13 protein-coding genes are annotated in these 16,243 nt (G+C 37.3%); 1 reads left to right on the top strand and 12 read right to left on the bottom strand.

The window, feature by feature from the left end; all coding sequences use genetic code 11:
• Positions 1 to 5: 5 nt before the first annotated feature.
• The 3 genes from EGI05_RS11990 to EGI05_RS11980 all read right to left on the bottom strand — a co-directional run bounded on the left by EGI05_RS11990 (position 6) and on the right by EGI05_RS11980 (position 2,116).
• Positions 6 to 824, bottom strand: a complete 819-nt coding sequence (locus EGI05_RS11990) for an undecaprenyl-diphosphate phosphatase (RefSeq protein ID WP_123263253.1) — start codon at positions 822 to 824, stop codon at positions 6 to 8.
• Positions 825 to 917: 93 nt separating this feature from the next.
• Positions 918 to 1,214: a DUF3098 domain-containing protein gene (locus tag EGI05_RS11985; protein ID WP_123263252.1), complete on the bottom strand. Its 297-nt coding sequence runs from the start codon at positions 1,212 to 1,214 to the stop codon at positions 918 to 920.
• A gap of 2 nt (positions 1,215 to 1,216) precedes the next feature.
• Positions 1,217 to 2,116: a cell division protein FtsX gene (locus EGI05_RS11980; RefSeq protein ID WP_123263251.1), complete on the bottom strand. Its 900-nt coding sequence runs from the start codon at positions 2,114 to 2,116 to the stop codon at positions 1,217 to 1,219.
• A gap of 92 nt (positions 2,117 to 2,208) precedes the next feature.
• Between EGI05_RS11980 and rsmA the strand changes: the two genes are divergently transcribed.
• The gene (gene rsmA / locus EGI05_RS11975; protein ID WP_123263250.1) at positions 2,209 to 2,979 is read left to right on the top strand and encodes a 16S rRNA (adenine(1518)-N(6)/adenine(1519)-N(6))-dimethyltransferase RsmA; all 771 of its coding nucleotides are present in this window, start codon (positions 2,209 to 2,211) and stop codon (positions 2,977 to 2,979) included.
• A gap of 61 nt (positions 2,980 to 3,040) precedes the next feature.
• Here rsmA and EGI05_RS11970 read toward each other — a convergent pair whose 3' ends face one another.
• The 9 genes from EGI05_RS11970 to EGI05_RS11930 all read right to left on the bottom strand — a co-directional run bounded on the left by EGI05_RS11970 (position 3,041) and on the right by EGI05_RS11930 (position 16,220).
• Entirely contained in the window at positions 3,041 to 5,404 is a 2,364-nt protein-coding gene (locus tag EGI05_RS11970) for a choice-of-anchor L domain-containing protein (protein WP_123263249.1), read from the bottom strand.
• 111 nt (positions 5,405 to 5,515) lie between these two features.
• Positions 5,516 to 9,103 (bottom strand): choice-of-anchor L domain-containing protein, encoded by a 3,588-nt coding sequence (locus EGI05_RS11965; RefSeq protein WP_123263248.1) that lies wholly within the window; start codon positions 9,101 to 9,103, stop codon positions 5,516 to 5,518.
• Between the two features lie 172 nt (positions 9,104 to 9,275).
• Positions 9,276 to 11,516: a choice-of-anchor L domain-containing protein gene (locus EGI05_RS11960; protein ID WP_228428601.1), complete on the bottom strand. Its 2,241-nt coding sequence runs from the start codon at positions 11,514 to 11,516 to the stop codon at positions 9,276 to 9,278.
• A gap of 342 nt (positions 11,517 to 11,858) precedes the next feature.
• Positions 11,859 to 12,389, bottom strand: a complete 531-nt coding sequence (locus EGI05_RS11955; RefSeq protein WP_228428600.1) for a DUF1003 domain-containing protein — start codon at positions 12,387 to 12,389, stop codon at positions 11,859 to 11,861.
• Between the two features lie 11 nt (positions 12,390 to 12,400).
• Positions 12,401 to 13,168, bottom strand: a complete 768-nt coding sequence (locus tag EGI05_RS11950; protein ID WP_123263398.1) for a TIGR02757 family protein — start codon at positions 13,166 to 13,168, stop codon at positions 12,401 to 12,403.
• 10 nt (positions 13,169 to 13,178) lie between these two features.
• Positions 13,179 to 14,093 carry a ribonuclease Z gene (locus EGI05_RS11945; protein WP_123263245.1) on the bottom strand — a complete coding sequence of 305 codons (915 nt, stop codon included), beginning with the start codon at positions 14,091 to 14,093 and terminating at the stop codon, positions 13,179 to 13,181.
• Positions 14,094 to 14,144: 51 nt separating this feature from the next.
• Positions 14,145 to 14,735 carry an RdgB/HAM1 family non-canonical purine NTP pyrophosphatase gene (gene rdgB / locus EGI05_RS11940; protein ID WP_123263397.1) on the bottom strand — a complete coding sequence of 197 codons (591 nt, stop codon included), beginning with the start codon at positions 14,733 to 14,735 and terminating at the stop codon, positions 14,145 to 14,147.
• Between the two features lie 13 nt (positions 14,736 to 14,748).
• The gene (locus EGI05_RS11935; protein WP_123263244.1) at positions 14,749 to 15,579 is read right to left on the bottom strand and encodes a CPBP family intramembrane glutamic endopeptidase; all 831 of its coding nucleotides are present in this window, start codon (positions 15,577 to 15,579) and stop codon (positions 14,749 to 14,751) included.
• A 47-nt stretch (positions 15,580 to 15,626) separates the two neighbouring features.
• Positions 15,627 to 16,220: an AAA family ATPase gene (locus tag EGI05_RS11930; RefSeq protein ID WP_123263243.1), complete on the bottom strand. Its 594-nt coding sequence runs from the start codon at positions 16,218 to 16,220 to the stop codon at positions 15,627 to 15,629.
• Positions 16,221 to 16,243 lie beyond the last annotated feature (23 nt).

Genomic DNA, 16,243 nt, shown 5'->3' with positions numbered 1-16,243 from the left:
TTCCGTTATTTAAAGAAATAGAAATAAATAAGCAAAGCAATTCCAACAAAAATACGGTACCATCCCCAAGGTTTGAAACCATATTTGTTTAGCATTCCTATAAATGCCTTAATAGCGATCAAAGCCACAACAAAAGCTACTATATTACCTACAATGAAAATAGTGATATGCTCTTGTGAAGAAAGGATCATTTCATATCCTTTTTGTGGATTTCCTGTTTCCTTACCCCAGGTTTTCAGGAATACAGAGTAAACCGTAACTGCAAGCATTGTGGGAACAGCTAAAAAGAAAGAAAATTCAGCGGCTGCTTTTCTGGTCAATCCCTGCGCCATACCTCCGATAATGGAAGCCGCGCTTCGGCTGGTTCCGGGCATCATGGCCAAACATTGCCAAAAGCCTATAGTAATTGCATTTCTTACGGTAATTCCTTTTTCGTCATCGATCTTTGCATTTTTAAACCACTGATCCGCAAATAACAAAACAACTCCTCCTAGAACTAATACTGAGGAAATCGCTATCTGGTTGCCAAGAACCGCTTCTATTTTATCATCAAAGATATATCCCAATACTAAAGCCGGTATTACAGCGAAGCCCAGTTTATAATAAAATTTGATATTGTTAAAGTCGAAGAATTTTTTCCAATACGCCACTACCACAGAAAGAATGGCTCCGAACTGAATGGAAACCTGAAACATTTTTAGGAACTCATCATCCTGCAATCCCAGCAAATTTGCCGTAAACCCCATGTGTGCCGTAGAGGAGATAGGCAAATATTCAGTAAGTCCTTCTATAATGGCAATAATAATTGCTTTTATTAAATCCATATTCTATCTAAAAAATTTAAAGATTAAGAAATAGGAAATTTAGAATGTGACCATCCAAATCTCTTAATTCCTTAATCTTCAAAGTAAATTGTATTATTTTCTTTTTAGGATTGCATATACTTCTATAACAAAACCGATAACAACAAACAACGGTGCGATTCTGATTCTGCGAACAGAGAAGATATCATCGTTCCATTGGTTAGGATCTAATTTCCCCTCCACTGTATTTGCATCGGGCCCCATCATTAAAAGAAATCCAACTACAATAAATGCTAAACCAATAAGCATCCATTTAAAATTCTGCTGTCCGAAATAGAAGGTTCTTTCTTGTGGAGTTTCAGTATCCGTGCCGAAATCCGCAGCGGAAAATTTATTTGTTTTTTTGCTCATTATTAAGAGTAATATAAATCGTCAACATTTGTTCTCAGGAATCTCCAGGTTGCTACAATAGTACTTAAAACCGTAATCAATATCCCCACTCCAAGTACCAATAAAATTAACCAGAAGTATTGTTGATTGTTCTGTACAAAGGCAGACCCAATCTGATTCGTGAAATAATACCAAACCCCGAATAAAGCAAGAAGTCCGATCACAGCACCAATAGCACCTAAAACAATGGCTTCAATAATAAAAGGCTTTAAGATAAACCTTCTTTTTGCTCCTACCAGCTGCATGGTTTTGATAATAAATCTTTTTGAGAATATTTTCAGACGGATTGAATTGTTGATTAAAACAACTGCTAAGACCAGGAATAAAATGGAGAAACCTAATATCCATCTCAGGATCTTGGTCAGGTTATTATAAACTTCCACCATTAAGGTGCTGTCATTTTTAACATCTACAATTCCCGGAACAGATTTGATTATTTTGATGGCTTCATCAATTTTAGCCGGATCTACATATTCCGGTTTTAAAGCTACTTCTATAGATGACGGGAAGATATTCTCTTCGAATAGTGCATCAGCATCAATTCCCATACTCTTTTTGGCTTCCTGGGACGCCATTTCCCTTGAGATGTAAGTCGCTTTTTTTACGGGTGCCAAAGTCTGTACTTTTTTAAAAGTTTCTTCCTCCAGTTTAGCAATTTTCAAAGAATCTTTAGCATCATAGTTTTCATCAAAGTAGGCGTTCACCACCAATTGTTCTTTGATATAGTCGGAATATTTCTGAGCATTTATTAAAATCAATCCCATTAATCCCAACAAAAATAACACTAAGGCAATACTTATTACTACAGTAATATTGCTGGACCGAAGCCTTTTCTTATTAAATTCATCTACAGATTTAGCCATTAATATTAAAATTTTTGGCTAAAATAGAAAAAAACTTCCGAAATTTGGGACGAAATTCAGAAAATCATTGTTAACAAAATCATAAAAAAACGTTGAGTGTAAAGGCAAAAAAACATCTTGGTCAACACTTCTTGACAGATGAAAACATCGCTAGAAAAATTGTAGAAGGGTTAAGCTTCAACAACTATAAAAATGTTATGGAAGTGGGACCCGGAATGGGTGTTCTCACGAAATATCTTTTGGAAAAAGATCAGAAAATATATCTTGCTGAAATTGATAAGGAATCCATAGAATATTTGAAGAACAACTATTCTGCTGTTACTGAAGAAACCTTCGTTGGAGATTTTTTAAAACAGGATTTCTCATTTGTAAAGGATGAACAAATTGCCATTATAGGTAATTTTCCTTACAATATTTCTTCACAGATTTTATTCCAGATCATTGACCATTATGAACTGATCCCTGAAATGGTGGGAATGTTCCAAAAAGAGGTTGCCGAAAGAACAGCAGCCGTTCCTAGAACAAAGGATTACGGAATTCTTTCTGTCCTTGTACAGGCCTATTATGACACTTCTTATCTTTTCACCGTTCATGAGAATGTATTTAATCCACCTCCTAAAGTAAAATCCGGAGTCATCAGACTGACAAGAAATCCGAAAGAAGGCCTTGCAGGCAATGAAGTTCTTTTCAAGCAGATTGTAAAAGCAGGCTTTAATCAAAGGAGAAAAAAGCTTTCTAATGCCTTGAAAATATTAAATATTCCGGAAGCATTAAAAACTCATGAGTTCATGGATAAAAGAGCCGAGGAACTTAGTGTAGCAGACTTTATTAATTTTACCAATCTTTGGAAAATGAATCAATAAAATTAAATAAAAAAGCCTTTCAATACTGAAAGGCTTTTTTATTTGCATTATCTATTAATTATTATTCTCTGTTTTTCAACATAATCCATCCGGACCAGTTCATTTGAGCTTTTGATTTAGGATACTCAAAATTGAACTTGTACCAATATGTAGCTGTCGGAAGTCTCTTACCTCCTACTGAACCATCCCAGATTGGAGTTTCTTTTGAGAATCTGAACATTTCAACTCCATATCTGTCATAGATAGATCCGGTGAAGTTTTTAAAGTCCCCAAAAGCGGTAAGGTCTAATACATCATTCACACCATCCTGGTTAGGTGTAATCAGGTTATTGATATGTAAGGTATAGAATTCAATCTCTCCTGTACAGTGGGTACCTTGTATTCTCACCTGAATATGGTAAGTTGTATTATTCAACAGGTTAGTGAATACGTTTGATTCTTGCCATGTAATTCCGTTATCAATAGAATATTCAAGGGTTCCATAAATATTATTAATCGAAGTATTCTGTGCAGTAACTGTTAGTGTGTTATTACCATATTGTAAATTAGTAATATATGGTGTAGCTGCGCCCATTACTTTCGATGTGAACGTTTTTGTACAATATCCGTTGTCAATAGTCACCGTATATACTCCTAACTGATCTACATTGATAGTCTGCGTTGTTGCACCGGTACTCCATAAATATTTATAATTTGGTCCTGCTCCTGCATCCAGAGTAACTCTGTCTCCAATACACATTTCAACATCTTTTAGAGGAGATGTAATTTCAGGGGTAACCTCTACGGTTACAGTTGCAGGCTGTAAAGATTTACATCCTTTTACTCCTAAAGCGTATACTGTAAACGTTGTTGTTTGATAAAGTGTTGCAGATTGAGTATTACCTGTACCCGGGAAATTACTCCACAAATAAGTGTTTCCTCCTGATGCCGTAAAGTTTACAGTCTCACCCGGACAAACTTTTATTCTGGAAGATGTAAGGTGAGCTACTGGTGTAGCTTCTTTCAACAATTTCAATTTAACCAATTGGCTACAGAAACCGCCATTGGATACAACAACATACAAAATTTGTCCGTCTGTACCGTTATAGCTCAAAATATTCTGAATATAGTTCCCATTCTGAGCCTGAGCATCAGTCTGGTTTTCATAGAAATAGAAAACAGCTCCCGGTGTCGGACTTATTGATGACATAGCATTCGTCAAATCAAAGGTCGTAATATCCGGTGTGGTACAGAGCAATAAGGTTGCATCCTGAGCCAATGGTGTTGTACCTCCATGAATTTGAATAGAGGCTGTTCCCGGACAAGGATTTCCCGGAACACTTACTTCAATTGTATATGTTCCTGGCTGAACAGCTGTAATTGTGTTTGTTGTAGCTCCTGGTATTGGAGTTCCATTAAAGAACCACTGGAATGTCATCACAGGGTCATTCACAGAAGCTGTTAATACCTGAGGAACATTATCACAAACATTAATTTCTGCCGGTAAAGTAGCTCCGTTATTATCAAGAAGCTCCACACCAATGTTGAAAGAACCACCTTCCAGGAATACAGCAGAGTCATAAGAGCTGTCAAGAGCATCAGCCAACACCATTTTGAAGTGATAAGCCTGCCCAGGAACTACAGTTGCTGTCGCCGTAAGTGGAATTGTTCTTCCGTTAAAGTTAGTTTCGATATTGGCAGTGTTATATCCTCCAAAAAATGTTGGATTTGCAGCTCCACAGCTAAGCGGTGCCCCACTGAACTGAGTAGCCGGGTGAATATTGGTCACACTCACAGGTCCTGCTCCACTAGGTAGTACTGCCATATTAACATACGGTCCTCCTGAAACAGGTTTCAGTAAGAGCGCAAATGCATCTGAGAAATTACATGGAAATCCTCCTGTATATTCTTCAGAAGCAAACAAATAATTAAATTTCACCTGACTGGAAGTCGGTACAAAGTCAAACTCCAGAATCACAGCATCATTCAATGTCCCAGTAGGATTGGTTGCTGCTACTAAATCCGGATCACTCCCTGTTGGTAAATCATCACCAAGTGTCCCTGCATTCAAAGAATTCCCTCCTTTCACTACATATCCTGTAGATAATACAATCCCATCTTTAAAAGGGAAATTAGTGGTTCCTTTATGGAAGTATCCCCAAGATCTGTTGGCATTTCCTACCGGAAGGTTAGGATTTACCACCACATTGGAAACATTCGGAGTTATACAGGAATTCGTTCCTGAAGAAATTAAAACATCTTTTACCAATTGGGTAATGCTATAATTGGATTCATTATAGCCCACTGCATTGATATCAATAAAAGCTCCTGCTTTCATTGATAATGCCGAAGCCTGTTCTTTCTGAGGTTTCCTTGGAAGATTCTGAGAAAAGAAAAAGGACGGTGTAATTAATAAAAAGAAAATAAACAGTAGATTTCTATTCATAATATTTTTGTTTTAACAAATTTAAATTTTTTTTGAATATATCGCACTAATATTTAACTTTTTTTATGATTGAAAAACAAAGAAAGGCGCCCTGTTGAGGCGCCTTTATATTTAGTTTCTGTTTTTAAGCAATATCCAGCCCGAACGAAGCTCGAGTTTCTTACTAGCAGGATTTTCCCACTGAACCCTATACCAATACGTTGCTGTCGGAAGATTTATTCCTTTAAGCGAACCTCTCCATACAGGCTCAGATTTTGTAGCTTTAAATAATTCCGCCCCATATCTGTCAAAAATAGAAGCCGCAAAATTATTATAGTTACTTATCCCTGAGAAATCAATCCCTTCATTAATACCGTCCTGATTTGGAGTGATGGCATTACTGATCACAAATGTGTAATAACTCAATGAAGTGCTACATTTGGCATCTTTTACTCTTACCATCATATTATAATTGGTATTATCCAATACATTATAGAAAATATTGGATGTCTGCCATGTTACACCACCGTCAATTGAGTATTCTAAAACTCCACCCGTTGGATTAGAAGCCGTAAGCGTCAGAACATGATTCTCGTATACAACATTCGTAAACTGCGGAAGATCCGGATTCAACAACTGAGCAGAGAAAGTTTTAGAACAAACTCCATTGCTTATTGTCACGCTATACGTACCTACAACATTTGTAGTTATTGTCTGAGTAGTTGCTCCTGTACTCCATAAATAAGTATAGCCAGGTCCTGCTCCTGCATCTAAAACTCCGGAATCCCCGACACAAACATACACATCGTGTAAAGTAGAAGTGATGGCCGGAACTACTTCTATAGTAATGGTAGCAGGATTTACGGAACTACATCCGTTTCCTCCTAATGCATACACTGAATAGGTAGTCGTGGTGGTAGGAGTAACAACTTGGGTATTTCCATTTCCTGTTAATCCGACCCAATTATAAGTAATACCTCCAGAAGCCGTTAGTGTAACAGATTCACCGGCACATATTTTAGATTTTGAAGCAGCTACAGTAGCCGTTGGAGGACCAACTATGACCGTTACAGTAGCTGGGTTTGCAGATACACACCCGTTAGCCCCTACTGCAAACACTGTATATGTTGTTGTTACCGTAGGCGATACCACTTGTGTACTTCCGTTACCAGGTAAACCACCACCCCAGTTATAGGTAGCTCCTCCTGTAGCCGTTAATGTTACTGATTCTCCAACGCAGATCTGTGGTTGTGATGATGTAAGTCCGGCAACCGGAAGTACTTTATCTTCAGTTACGGTTACAGTAGCTGTATAAGTACAGGTTAAATTTCCAGGTTGAGTAGTATTCTGAACTGTTAAAGTATATGTTCCTCCCGTATTCACAACCGGTGTCAATGTATTAGCTCCTGAAACAATGTTTCCTCCCGTAGTCGTCCAGGCGATGGTGGATCCGGCAGGAATTACTGAAGCAGATGCATTCAAGGTAATCTGAGTGGTTGTACATGTTATGGTTTGCGGGGCAGCTATCGTTAAAGTAGTTGTTGCAGTTTTTAATAACTGTAATGAAACCACATAACTACAGCCTCCACTTTTTACCAATACATAGACTGTTTGTCCTCCCGGGCTTGAATAAGTCGTTGGAGCTGCAATTGTATTTCCATTCTGAGCCAGGGCATCTGCCTGATTCACATAGTAGGTAAACGTTACTCCTGTTGCTGTGGTAATTTGTGGTTGAGCTGAAGTTAAATCGTAGGTAATATTTCCCGGCTCATAACATTTAAGCAATGAAGCATTTTGTACCGTAATAGGTTGAGAAACCTCTATGGTAATGGTTGCTGGATTTTGAGAAACACAGCCATTCGCTCCTACCGCGGTTACCGTATAAGTAGTTGTAGTTGTAGGAGTAACGGTTTGGGTATTCCCTGTACCCGGTAATGAAGTCCAGTTATACGTTGCCCCACCGGATGCCGTTAATGTTACAGTTTCTCCGGCACAAATTAGAACTTTTGTAGCCGTAAGCCCTGTAGTAGGGGGTGCACTGTCACCCACAACAGTTACTGTTGAAGTTGCAGTACAGGTTATATTTCCCGGTTGATATGTATTGGAAATGGTTAAAGTATACGTTCCGGCTGCATTCACTACCGGATTAAGCGTATTTCCTCCTGAAACAATATTTCCTCCTGTTGTGGTCCAGTTAAAAGTGGAGCCTGCAGGATATACCGAAGCCGAAGCATCTAATGTGATCTGAGAATTTGTACAGGTTAATGGTGTCGGTGCTGCAATAGTAGCTGTCATCTGAGGTGCCTTTACCAGATGAAGTTGAGCTATTTTGGAACAGAATCCATTTTTAACAAGTACATATACTGTTTGTGCTCCCGGACTCGAATAAGCTGTAGGAGCTGCAATTGTATTTCCATTTTGAGCCTGAGCATCACTTTGGTTGGCATAGTATGCGAACGTTGCTCCCGGCGTGGTACTGATTGAAGGCTGTGCCGTAGTTAAGTTGAAAGTGGCATTTCCTGCAACATAGCAACTCGTTAATGTAGCATCCTGTACTGTGGGAGAAGTTCCTCCCACTATAGTTATACTTGCTGTTCCCGGACATGTATTCCCAGGAATGAAAACCTGAACTGTATATAAACCGGGTTGTGTAGCTGTATAACTTATGGAGTTGGCTCCCGGAATAGGATTGTTATTAAAGAGCCACTGATAAGTAGCATTCGGAATTTGTGCAGATGCCGTAAACGTCTGTGGCTGATTATCACAAACATTAATTGATGACGGAAGCGCCACCCCCGCGGAGTTTAAAATCTGAACCCCAATATCAAATGATCCGGCTTCCAGGAAAACCCCGGAATCATAATTGGAGTCATCATAATCCGCCAAAACCATTTTGAAATGGTAGGTCTGTCCCGGAATTACAGTAGCCTGCGCCGTCAATGGTATGGTGCGCCCACTGAAATTGGTTTCTATATTAGCTGTGTTCTGCCCACCAAAATACGCTGCATTTTTAGGTCCGCAAACATATGTCGCAGGAACTATATTTGTTACACTTACAGGTCCTGCTCCTCCGGGAAGTACAGCAAGATTGGTATAAGTAGGATCACCTACTTTTTTCAATAGCAACGCAAATCCATCTGTAATTGTACAAGGAAAGTTTCCTTCATATTCTTCCGAAGCAAATAAATATCTGAACTTAACTTCCGTAGAAGTAGGTACAAAGTCGAATTCTATATAAGTAGCATCATTCAGTGAATTGTTGTTAACTCCCAGAGCGGCTGCCAAATCAGGGTCTCCTATGTGGCCAAAAACATCTCCCAGTTGGGGAGACTGAAAAGTGTTACCTGCTTTTCTTGCATGCCCTGTAGTAAGTATGATCCCTTTGGCAAACGGGAAATTGGTAGTTCCTCTATTGAAATATCCCCAGGTACGATTTTGATCACTCGGAGATAAGTTGGGGGAGACTACAACATTGCTTACATTGGCACTGGAACATGTAGAACCTCCATTGATTAGAACATCTTTTATTAATTGGGTGATACCGTAGCTTGATTCAGGATAACCAGGAGTATTAACATCTATAAAAGCTCCCGCTTTCATAGTTTGGGCACTCGCTTTTTGGGTAGTTACGGTTTTACCTCTACTTTGGGAAAAAGTAAAGTTACCTATAAGAACTAAAAAGAAAGCCAAAAATAAGCTTCTTGTCCTACAATTTAACATTTTATATTATTTTAAACAAAAATACTATTTTTTTTGATTGAAATTCACTTCAAGACAAATTGTATTGTTACTCATATAAACTTATCTATTTTCAAATATCAAATCTATTTTATAAAAACATAAAAAAGGCTAACAAATTGTTAGCCTTTCAAAATATCTGTTAAAATTTATATTATTCAATATTTTTTAATAATATCCATCCTGTTTTTACTGCTGTAACTTTATTGGCTGGGTCTTCATAAGAGATTTGATACCAATAAGATGCTGTAGGAAGTTTTTTACCCTGGAAATAGCCATCCCAGTATGGTCTAACTTTCTCTGCTACGTAAACCGCTTTTCCATAACGGTCAAATATAGTAGCTTTAAATTCTTTATAGTTGATCACTTCTCTGAAATCAATAATATCGTTTACATTATCTCCATTAGGTGTAATTACATTTTTCACTACAAACGTAAAGTAATCTAACATCCCCACACAAGTGGTAGTTTTCACTCGTACTCTGATAGGAATGAATTTATTCTTAGGAATGTTGGTGAATACATTTGAAGACTGCCAAGTTAAGCCATTGTCTACAGAATATTCCATTGGTCCGTTACTTACTGCCGTAATCGTAAGAGTCCCATTCTCATTATAGTCTACGTTGGTAATTTCAGGAACAATAGCCTGGATCACCTGAGTGGTAAAATCTTTGCTACAAACTCCGTTGCTGATCGTAACAGTATAAGGTCCTGCTTCATCTGCGATAATTGTCTGAGTTGTTGCTCCGTTATTCCATAGATAAGTATAATTTGGTCCCGCTCCTGCATCTAGCGTAATTTTGTCACCGATACAGATCATTCCCCCTTTCAATCCGGAAGTGATTGCAGGAACTACTTCTATTGTTATTGTTGCAGGTTGTAAAGATTTACATCCTTTTGCTCCGATTGCGTATACTGTATACGTAGTGGTTTGAGTTGGGCTTAAGGTTTGTGTTGCTCCCGAAGTTGTTGTATTATTCCACTGATAAGTTGAACCTCCTGAAGCCGTTAGGATTACAGATTCCCCCAAACATATTTTCATTTTAGAAGCAGCAACCTGAGCAACAGGTGTAGCCTCTTTTATTAAGGTTAATGTAACTATTTTGCTACAGAATCCTCCATTAGAAACCAACACATAAAGCACTTGTCCATCGTTTCCGTTATAACTTGTAGGGTTAGTAATAAAGTTATTATTCTGTGCCGTTGCATCTGCCTGGTTTGCATAGAACTTGATCACAGCTCCTTGAGTCGTTGTGATGGAAGGAATAGCATCATTCAAATTAAAGTTGGTAACTGTTGGCGTAGTACAAAGTTTTAATGAAGCATTCTGCGCTGCGGGTGTAGTTCCACCAATAATAGTGATTTTAGCTGTTCCCGGACACTGATTTCCCGGAACCATTACTTTTACTTCATATACACCAGGTTGTGTAGCTGTATAAATCGGATTGGTAGCTCCCGGAATCAAAACTCCGTCCTTATACCACTGGAAAGTCATCCCTGCAACAGTGCCCACCTGAGCTTTCAATATTTTAGGTGTATTATCACACATATTAATGGTATCCGGTAGTACAACTCCATTTTCATCAACAATTTTAATACCTATATCAAATGAACCTCCTTCAATAAATACCGCAGAATTATAACTTGAGTCTGAAGCATCTGCCAATACCATTTTGAAATGATAAGTTTGCCCTGGAATTACATCGGCAACAGCTGTTAAAGGAATTGTTCTCCCGTTGAAGTTCGTTTCAATGTTAGCAGTATTCTGTCCTGCAAAATACTGTGCGTTAATTGGTCCGCAAGTATAATTGGACGGTACTATGTTAGTAACACTAACAGGTCCTGCCCCACCTGGTAAAATAGCCATATTGGTATAGGTAGGATCTCCTACTTTTTTCAATAATAAGGCAAAACCATCGGAAAAATTCCCGCATGGGAAACTGGAAGTATACTCTTCCGAAGCAAATAAATAATTGAATTTAACCTGGTTACTGTTCGGTACGAAATCAAATTCCAGCGCAACAGCATCATGAAGTCCCGCTAATGGGTTAATAGCAGCCACTAAATCGGCATCACTCCCTGTTCCCGGACTATCACTCAAAGTATTGACTTCGAAAGCATTCCCAGCCTTGTTAGCTGCACCTGTTACCAGAATAATACCATCTTTAAAAGGAAAATTGGTAGTTCCTCTATGAAAATATCCCCAAACTCTGTTAGCATCTGTAACCGGCTGGTTAGGAGATACTGTAACATTGCTCACATTAGGTACTGTACAAGTACTTCCTCCCGTGATCAGCACATCTCTTACAAGTTGAGTGGGTGTATAGCCGGAAGGCGTATAAGAAGCAGCATTCACATCTATAAATGCTCCTGCTTTCATACTCTCCGTACTCATCTTCTCTCTTTGCGGTTTTCTTTGCTTAGTTTGAGAAAACACAGACGTTGAAACTAATAGTAATACTAAAAATAAAAAGTATTTTTCTAACCTATAATGTAACATTTTATCATTGTTTATTCAAAAATAGCAAAAATAAACATATGATGTTATATTTTTTAGAAATGAGACAATAAAGTAATATCAGATAAAACATCGTGATTTTTTGATTATCCAGCAAATTAAATCAAACAATGTTGAATTTTAGCCAATAAATTATTTGAAATACTTCATAAATCTAGAAAATTTCCCCAATATTAAATAATTAAAAAAAATATAAAACATTGAATTTCAGAACCGAAACTAATCTTTTTTCAGTTCATCAATTTTATCCTGAAGCTCCTGAATTTTATCTTTTAATGCTTTGATCTCGTTTTTATTGGAGCTCACATTGCTCTTTAGCATCACATTTTTCGCTCTTTCACTATGGTTTTCATCATCTTCCTCATCATTGATCTCTTCGATATCTTCCTGGATATCTTCAATATCTTCATTAATTTCTTCAATATCTTCGCTGATCTCCTCGATATCTTCACTGATTTCTTCGATGTCTTCCTGGATATCTTCAATATCTTCCTGGATATCTTCAATTTTTTCATGACTCCTGTTTACTGACATCTGAATAAAAATAGCCAGATAAATAGCTTCCAGTGAAACCACTGTGGTGAGGATTAAAAGCATTTTATCGAACTCCACGATTCCCAGCAAAGGAAGCAGAAACGAAATAATAAAAAATAAGGTATGGGCAATAAGAGAAGGAATAGACCCGATCCACCAAGTTATTCCGTTGGCAATTTTCTCTAAAGTTTCTATTTTTTCATTATCTGTTTTCATCATTCTTAATTTTATAACAGTTCTTTAGTAACCCCTAATCCAAACAAGGCAAAATCATATTTTGCCGGATCCTGATCATCAAATTTTCTAATGGCAATATCCAATTCTTCTACTGTTTTCCAGTCATTCTGCGTTCTGGAAATCAATCCCAGCTTTCTTGAAATATTTCCGGTATGTACATCCAAAGGAATCGACAGGTATTTCTGATCGATATTCTTCCAGATTCCAAAATCTACGCCACGCTGATCTTTACGGATCATCCAACGCAGAAACATAATGATTCTTTTGGCTGAAGAATTTTTATACGGTGAACTTACATGCTTATGGCTTCTATGTTTTTCCAACTCTAAAAATTGCTTCCTGAAGCGTTCAATAGAATGATAGAAGTTGATTTCTGGTTTTTCAACCTTAAATAAATCCTCCAGACTTCCATGATTCTTATAAATTCTATTGAACTGTCTGATAAAATAAGTAAAATCCTGCCCGTTAAATGTCCGGTGAATACTTTTATCCTGAATAGAGGCTAAGTCTTTCTCAGAGTAATTCAATACAAAATCATAGGGTGAATTCCCCATCAGATCCAGCATTTTCTCTGCTGATTTGATAATTGATTTTCTGTTTCCCCAGGAAATGGTTGCTGCCAAAAATCCTGCAATTTCTATATCCTGCTGTATAGAAAAGCGATGCGGAATCTGCACCGGATCATTTTCTATAAAATCTGCATTATTGTATTGATCAGCTTTTTCATTCAAAAAGCTTTTCAATTCTTCAGAGTTCAACATACTTTCTTTAAATTTTCACGCACTCCAGTGCTTTCGGGAGAAATGTATTCGGAAAAACATTTCTGGCTTCATCCGTAAACACCGTAAGATCCGCATAACGATTGGAAAAATGTCCTAAAATCAATTTCCCCACCTCAGCCTTTTGTGCAATTTTTGCAGCTTCTAGAGCCGTTGAATGTCCTGTATAATCTGCCATTTCCTTCAGATCATGTAAAAAAGTAGATTCGTGATATAAAACCGTTACATTTTTAATGATCGGGATCACACTTTCAAGATATCTCGTATCACTGCAAAAAGCATAAGAAACTGATGGAGTGGGTTCCACTGTAAGCACCTCATTTTTAAGAACATATCCGTCACTTAAGACAAAATCTTTCCCAGCCTTAAGATTATGATAATCACAGACCTCAATCTCATCATACTTCGCAATCTCCTTCATATTAAGATGTCTGTCTTTTGGTTTTTCCTTGAACAGATAACCGTTGCAATAGATCCTGTGATCCAAAGGAATTGTATATACTTCTACCCTGTTATCTTCATAGATCTTTTCGGAGTAATCTTTATCCAGTTCATGATACACCACTTCAAAACCACGATGGGTTTCCGTAATGGTAAAAATGGTTTCCAGCATATTTTTGATTCCTTTAGGCCCGTAAACGTGTAAAGGGTTTTCCCTTCCCAACAGCCTGAAGGAGGCAATAAGCCCTGGGAGTCCGAAACAGTGATCTCCATGAAGATGAGAAATAAATATATGATTGATCTTTGAAAACCTTGCTTTTGCTTTTCTCAGCTGTACCTGTGTTCCTTCTCCGCAATCGATCAGGAAGTGCCTTTCTTCCATTTCCAGCAATTGTGATGTGGGAGATGAATTGATCGTGGGTATCGCTGAATTAAAACCTAATATCGTTAAATAAGTACTCAAATCAATAGTTTATGATAACAAATGTACAACAGAAAAACCTAAAACCCGAATTTATTGTTGCTGGTCAGCGACTTTCAGGTAATTCAGAAATAAATCCAGTGCTCTTTTACGGTGGCTGATCTGGTTTTTATCTTCGGGGTTCATTTCAGCAAAGGTTCTGTCGTAGCCTTCAGGAACAAAAATAGGATCATACCCGAACCCTTTGAAGCCTTTGTTTTCAGTCAACAGATTCCCATGAACCCTACCTTCAAAGTATTTTGCCCCGTTTTCGTCATAATAACATAGAACGGTAATAAAATACGCTTTTCTGTTTTCTTCACCTTCCATTTCGCCCAACACTTTTTCAATATTTTTAGCAAAATCATGATTTCCTGCATAACGGGCGGAAAAAATCCCCGGTCTTCCGTCCAGCGCTTCAACAACTAGCCCACTGTCGTCTCCTAAACTTGGAATTCCTGTTTTTTCAAAGCAATATTTGGCTTTAATTAATGCATTGGCGTTGAAAGAATCTCCATCTTCCACAATTTCATCGTGAATATCATAATCCGTAAGACTTTTAACGATAAAATCATTTCCTAAAATCTGTTGAATTTCCTCTTTCTTATGTTCGTTGTGTGTGGCAACCAATAATTCCATATCCATTTTCATTTTTTATTTAAATTTCAGCGTAATGCACTTTATATTTTTTCATAAACAGGTAATAGAAAAGTGAAAAAATTACAATTCCGATTCCTAATATGATCCATTCGGAAACTTTGAATGCATCTGCAAAGCTTTCATTTTTAGTATACATGATCAGTAATGATGAGCATAAATTATTAAAGCCATGCAATAACATTGGCAACAGCAGTGATTTGGTTTTATAATAGACCAATCCTAAAACACATCCCAATAAAACCGCACCTACAAACTGCCACGGATTCGCATGAACCACTCCAAAAATAATGGAAGCATATAAGATGGCTTTCCAGGGTTTTACTCCTTTATTAATCAATCCTTTTTGTATAATCCCCCTGAAAATAATTTCTTCAAAGATCGGAGCCATAATAACGGCCGTCATGATCATTACTGCCTTATCATCCGTTAATTGGTTCATCAGATCCGAGAAAAACTCATAGAACTTTCCAAAGAAAGGTCCTGTAGTAGGGATCTGAGCCGTGATAAACTCTGCTATGAACATCATTCCCAACATTAAGGGAAAAACCAAGAGATAGGTATAAAAATTGGTGGGAGAAAAATTGAAATTCAGTTTTTTCTTTGTACTGGGTCTTACAATAAAGAAATCAAAAAAGGCAATGGCTGTAAGAAAACCGGCAGCATTTGAAAGCATTAAAAACCATTCTTTGTATTGCAGATTTTCTTTAAAAACAAACATCCAAAAAACGTTTAAAAAGGAAACGAATATAGTTCCCGCCAACAATCCGCCCAATAGAACAAGCCCCCCGATCCATGTAAAAGTAAACTTCGGATATCTGCTGTTTTCCATTAATTTCTAATTTTTTGTCAAAAATAAAGTAATTACTTCTAAATAGGTCATTCATTTTCCAATAATGACACAATTCTTTCCATAGATTCAGTATATTCTTCCTCTGAGGAGTTATAAAATTCCAGGAAATCCAGATCATCATTCTTATCATCAATAGTTGAAGGAATGGAAAAATCTACTTCTGAAATGTATTGATCCCAATTTTCCAGCTTCCATGTATCACGGTCAGAGTTTCGTTCAATCATACGCTGATGAATAACTTCAGGTTTTGTTATGACCCAAATGACTGTAAGTTTTGCATGGTAATCTTTTAGTTTTTCTTTAAGATTATTCATATATTCCGGTGAACGGATTTCTCTTGTAAAAGGGGCATTAATCAATGCTTTGTCATCATATTGCAAAGCCTCTAAGGCCAGGTCTACAATGGCAGTATATTCATAATCACGGATATATTTTTCAAAAAAATCAGAACTCCGGTCATACTCCTGTCCTGCAACCACAAATATCTGTTTACTGAGTGGGATCAGCGTGTCTTTATCAAGATAAACCACATGTCTTAGTTTTTCCGAAATTTTCTTTGAAATATACGTTTTTCCTGAAGCAGGCGGTGAAGTAACAAGAATTAATCTTTTAGTCTTCATGGAAAGAAATTTAAAACAAATAT

Source organism: Chryseobacterium daecheongense (genome assembly GCF_003729955.1).
Classification (GTDB): Bacteria; Bacteroidota; Bacteroidia; order Flavobacteriales; family Weeksellaceae; genus Chryseobacterium; species Chryseobacterium daecheongense.
This window is presented reverse-complemented; position numbering and strand designations above follow the sequence as displayed.

Coding starts and splice junctions, on each gene's coding strand:
- EGI05_RS11960 (WP_228428601.1), bottom strand. CDS start 11,516: ATGAGTACGGAGAGTATGAAAGCAGGAGCATTTATAGATGTGAATGCT.
- EGI05_RS11990 (WP_123263253.1), bottom strand. CDS start 824: ATGGATTTAATAAAAGCAATTATTATTGCCATTATAGAAGGACTTACT.
- EGI05_RS11985 (WP_123263252.1), bottom strand. CDS start 1,214: ATGAGCAAAAAAACAAATAAATTTTCCGCTGCGGATTTCGGCACGGAT.
- EGI05_RS11935 (WP_123263244.1), bottom strand. CDS start 15,579: ATGGAAAACAGCAGATATCCGAAGTTTACTTTTACATGGATCGGGGGG.
- rdgB (WP_123263397.1), bottom strand. CDS start 14,735: ATGGATATGGAATTATTGGTTGCCACACACAACGAACATAAGAAAGAG.
- EGI05_RS11970 (WP_123263249.1), bottom strand. CDS start 5,404: ATGAATAGAAATCTACTGTTTATTTTCTTTTTATTAATTACACCGTCC.
- EGI05_RS11980 (WP_123263251.1), bottom strand. CDS start 2,116: ATGGCTAAATCTGTAGATGAATTTAATAAGAAAAGGCTTCGGTCCAGC.
- EGI05_RS11955 (WP_228428600.1), bottom strand. CDS start 12,389: ATGAAAACAGATAATGAAAAAATAGAAACTTTAGAGAAAATTGCCAAC.
- EGI05_RS11965 (WP_123263248.1), bottom strand. CDS start 9,103: ATGTTAAATTGTAGGACAAGAAGCTTATTTTTGGCTTTCTTTTTAGTT.
- EGI05_RS11930 (WP_123263243.1), bottom strand. CDS start 16,220: ATGAAGACTAAAAGATTAATTCTTGTTACTTCACCGCCTGCTTCAGGA.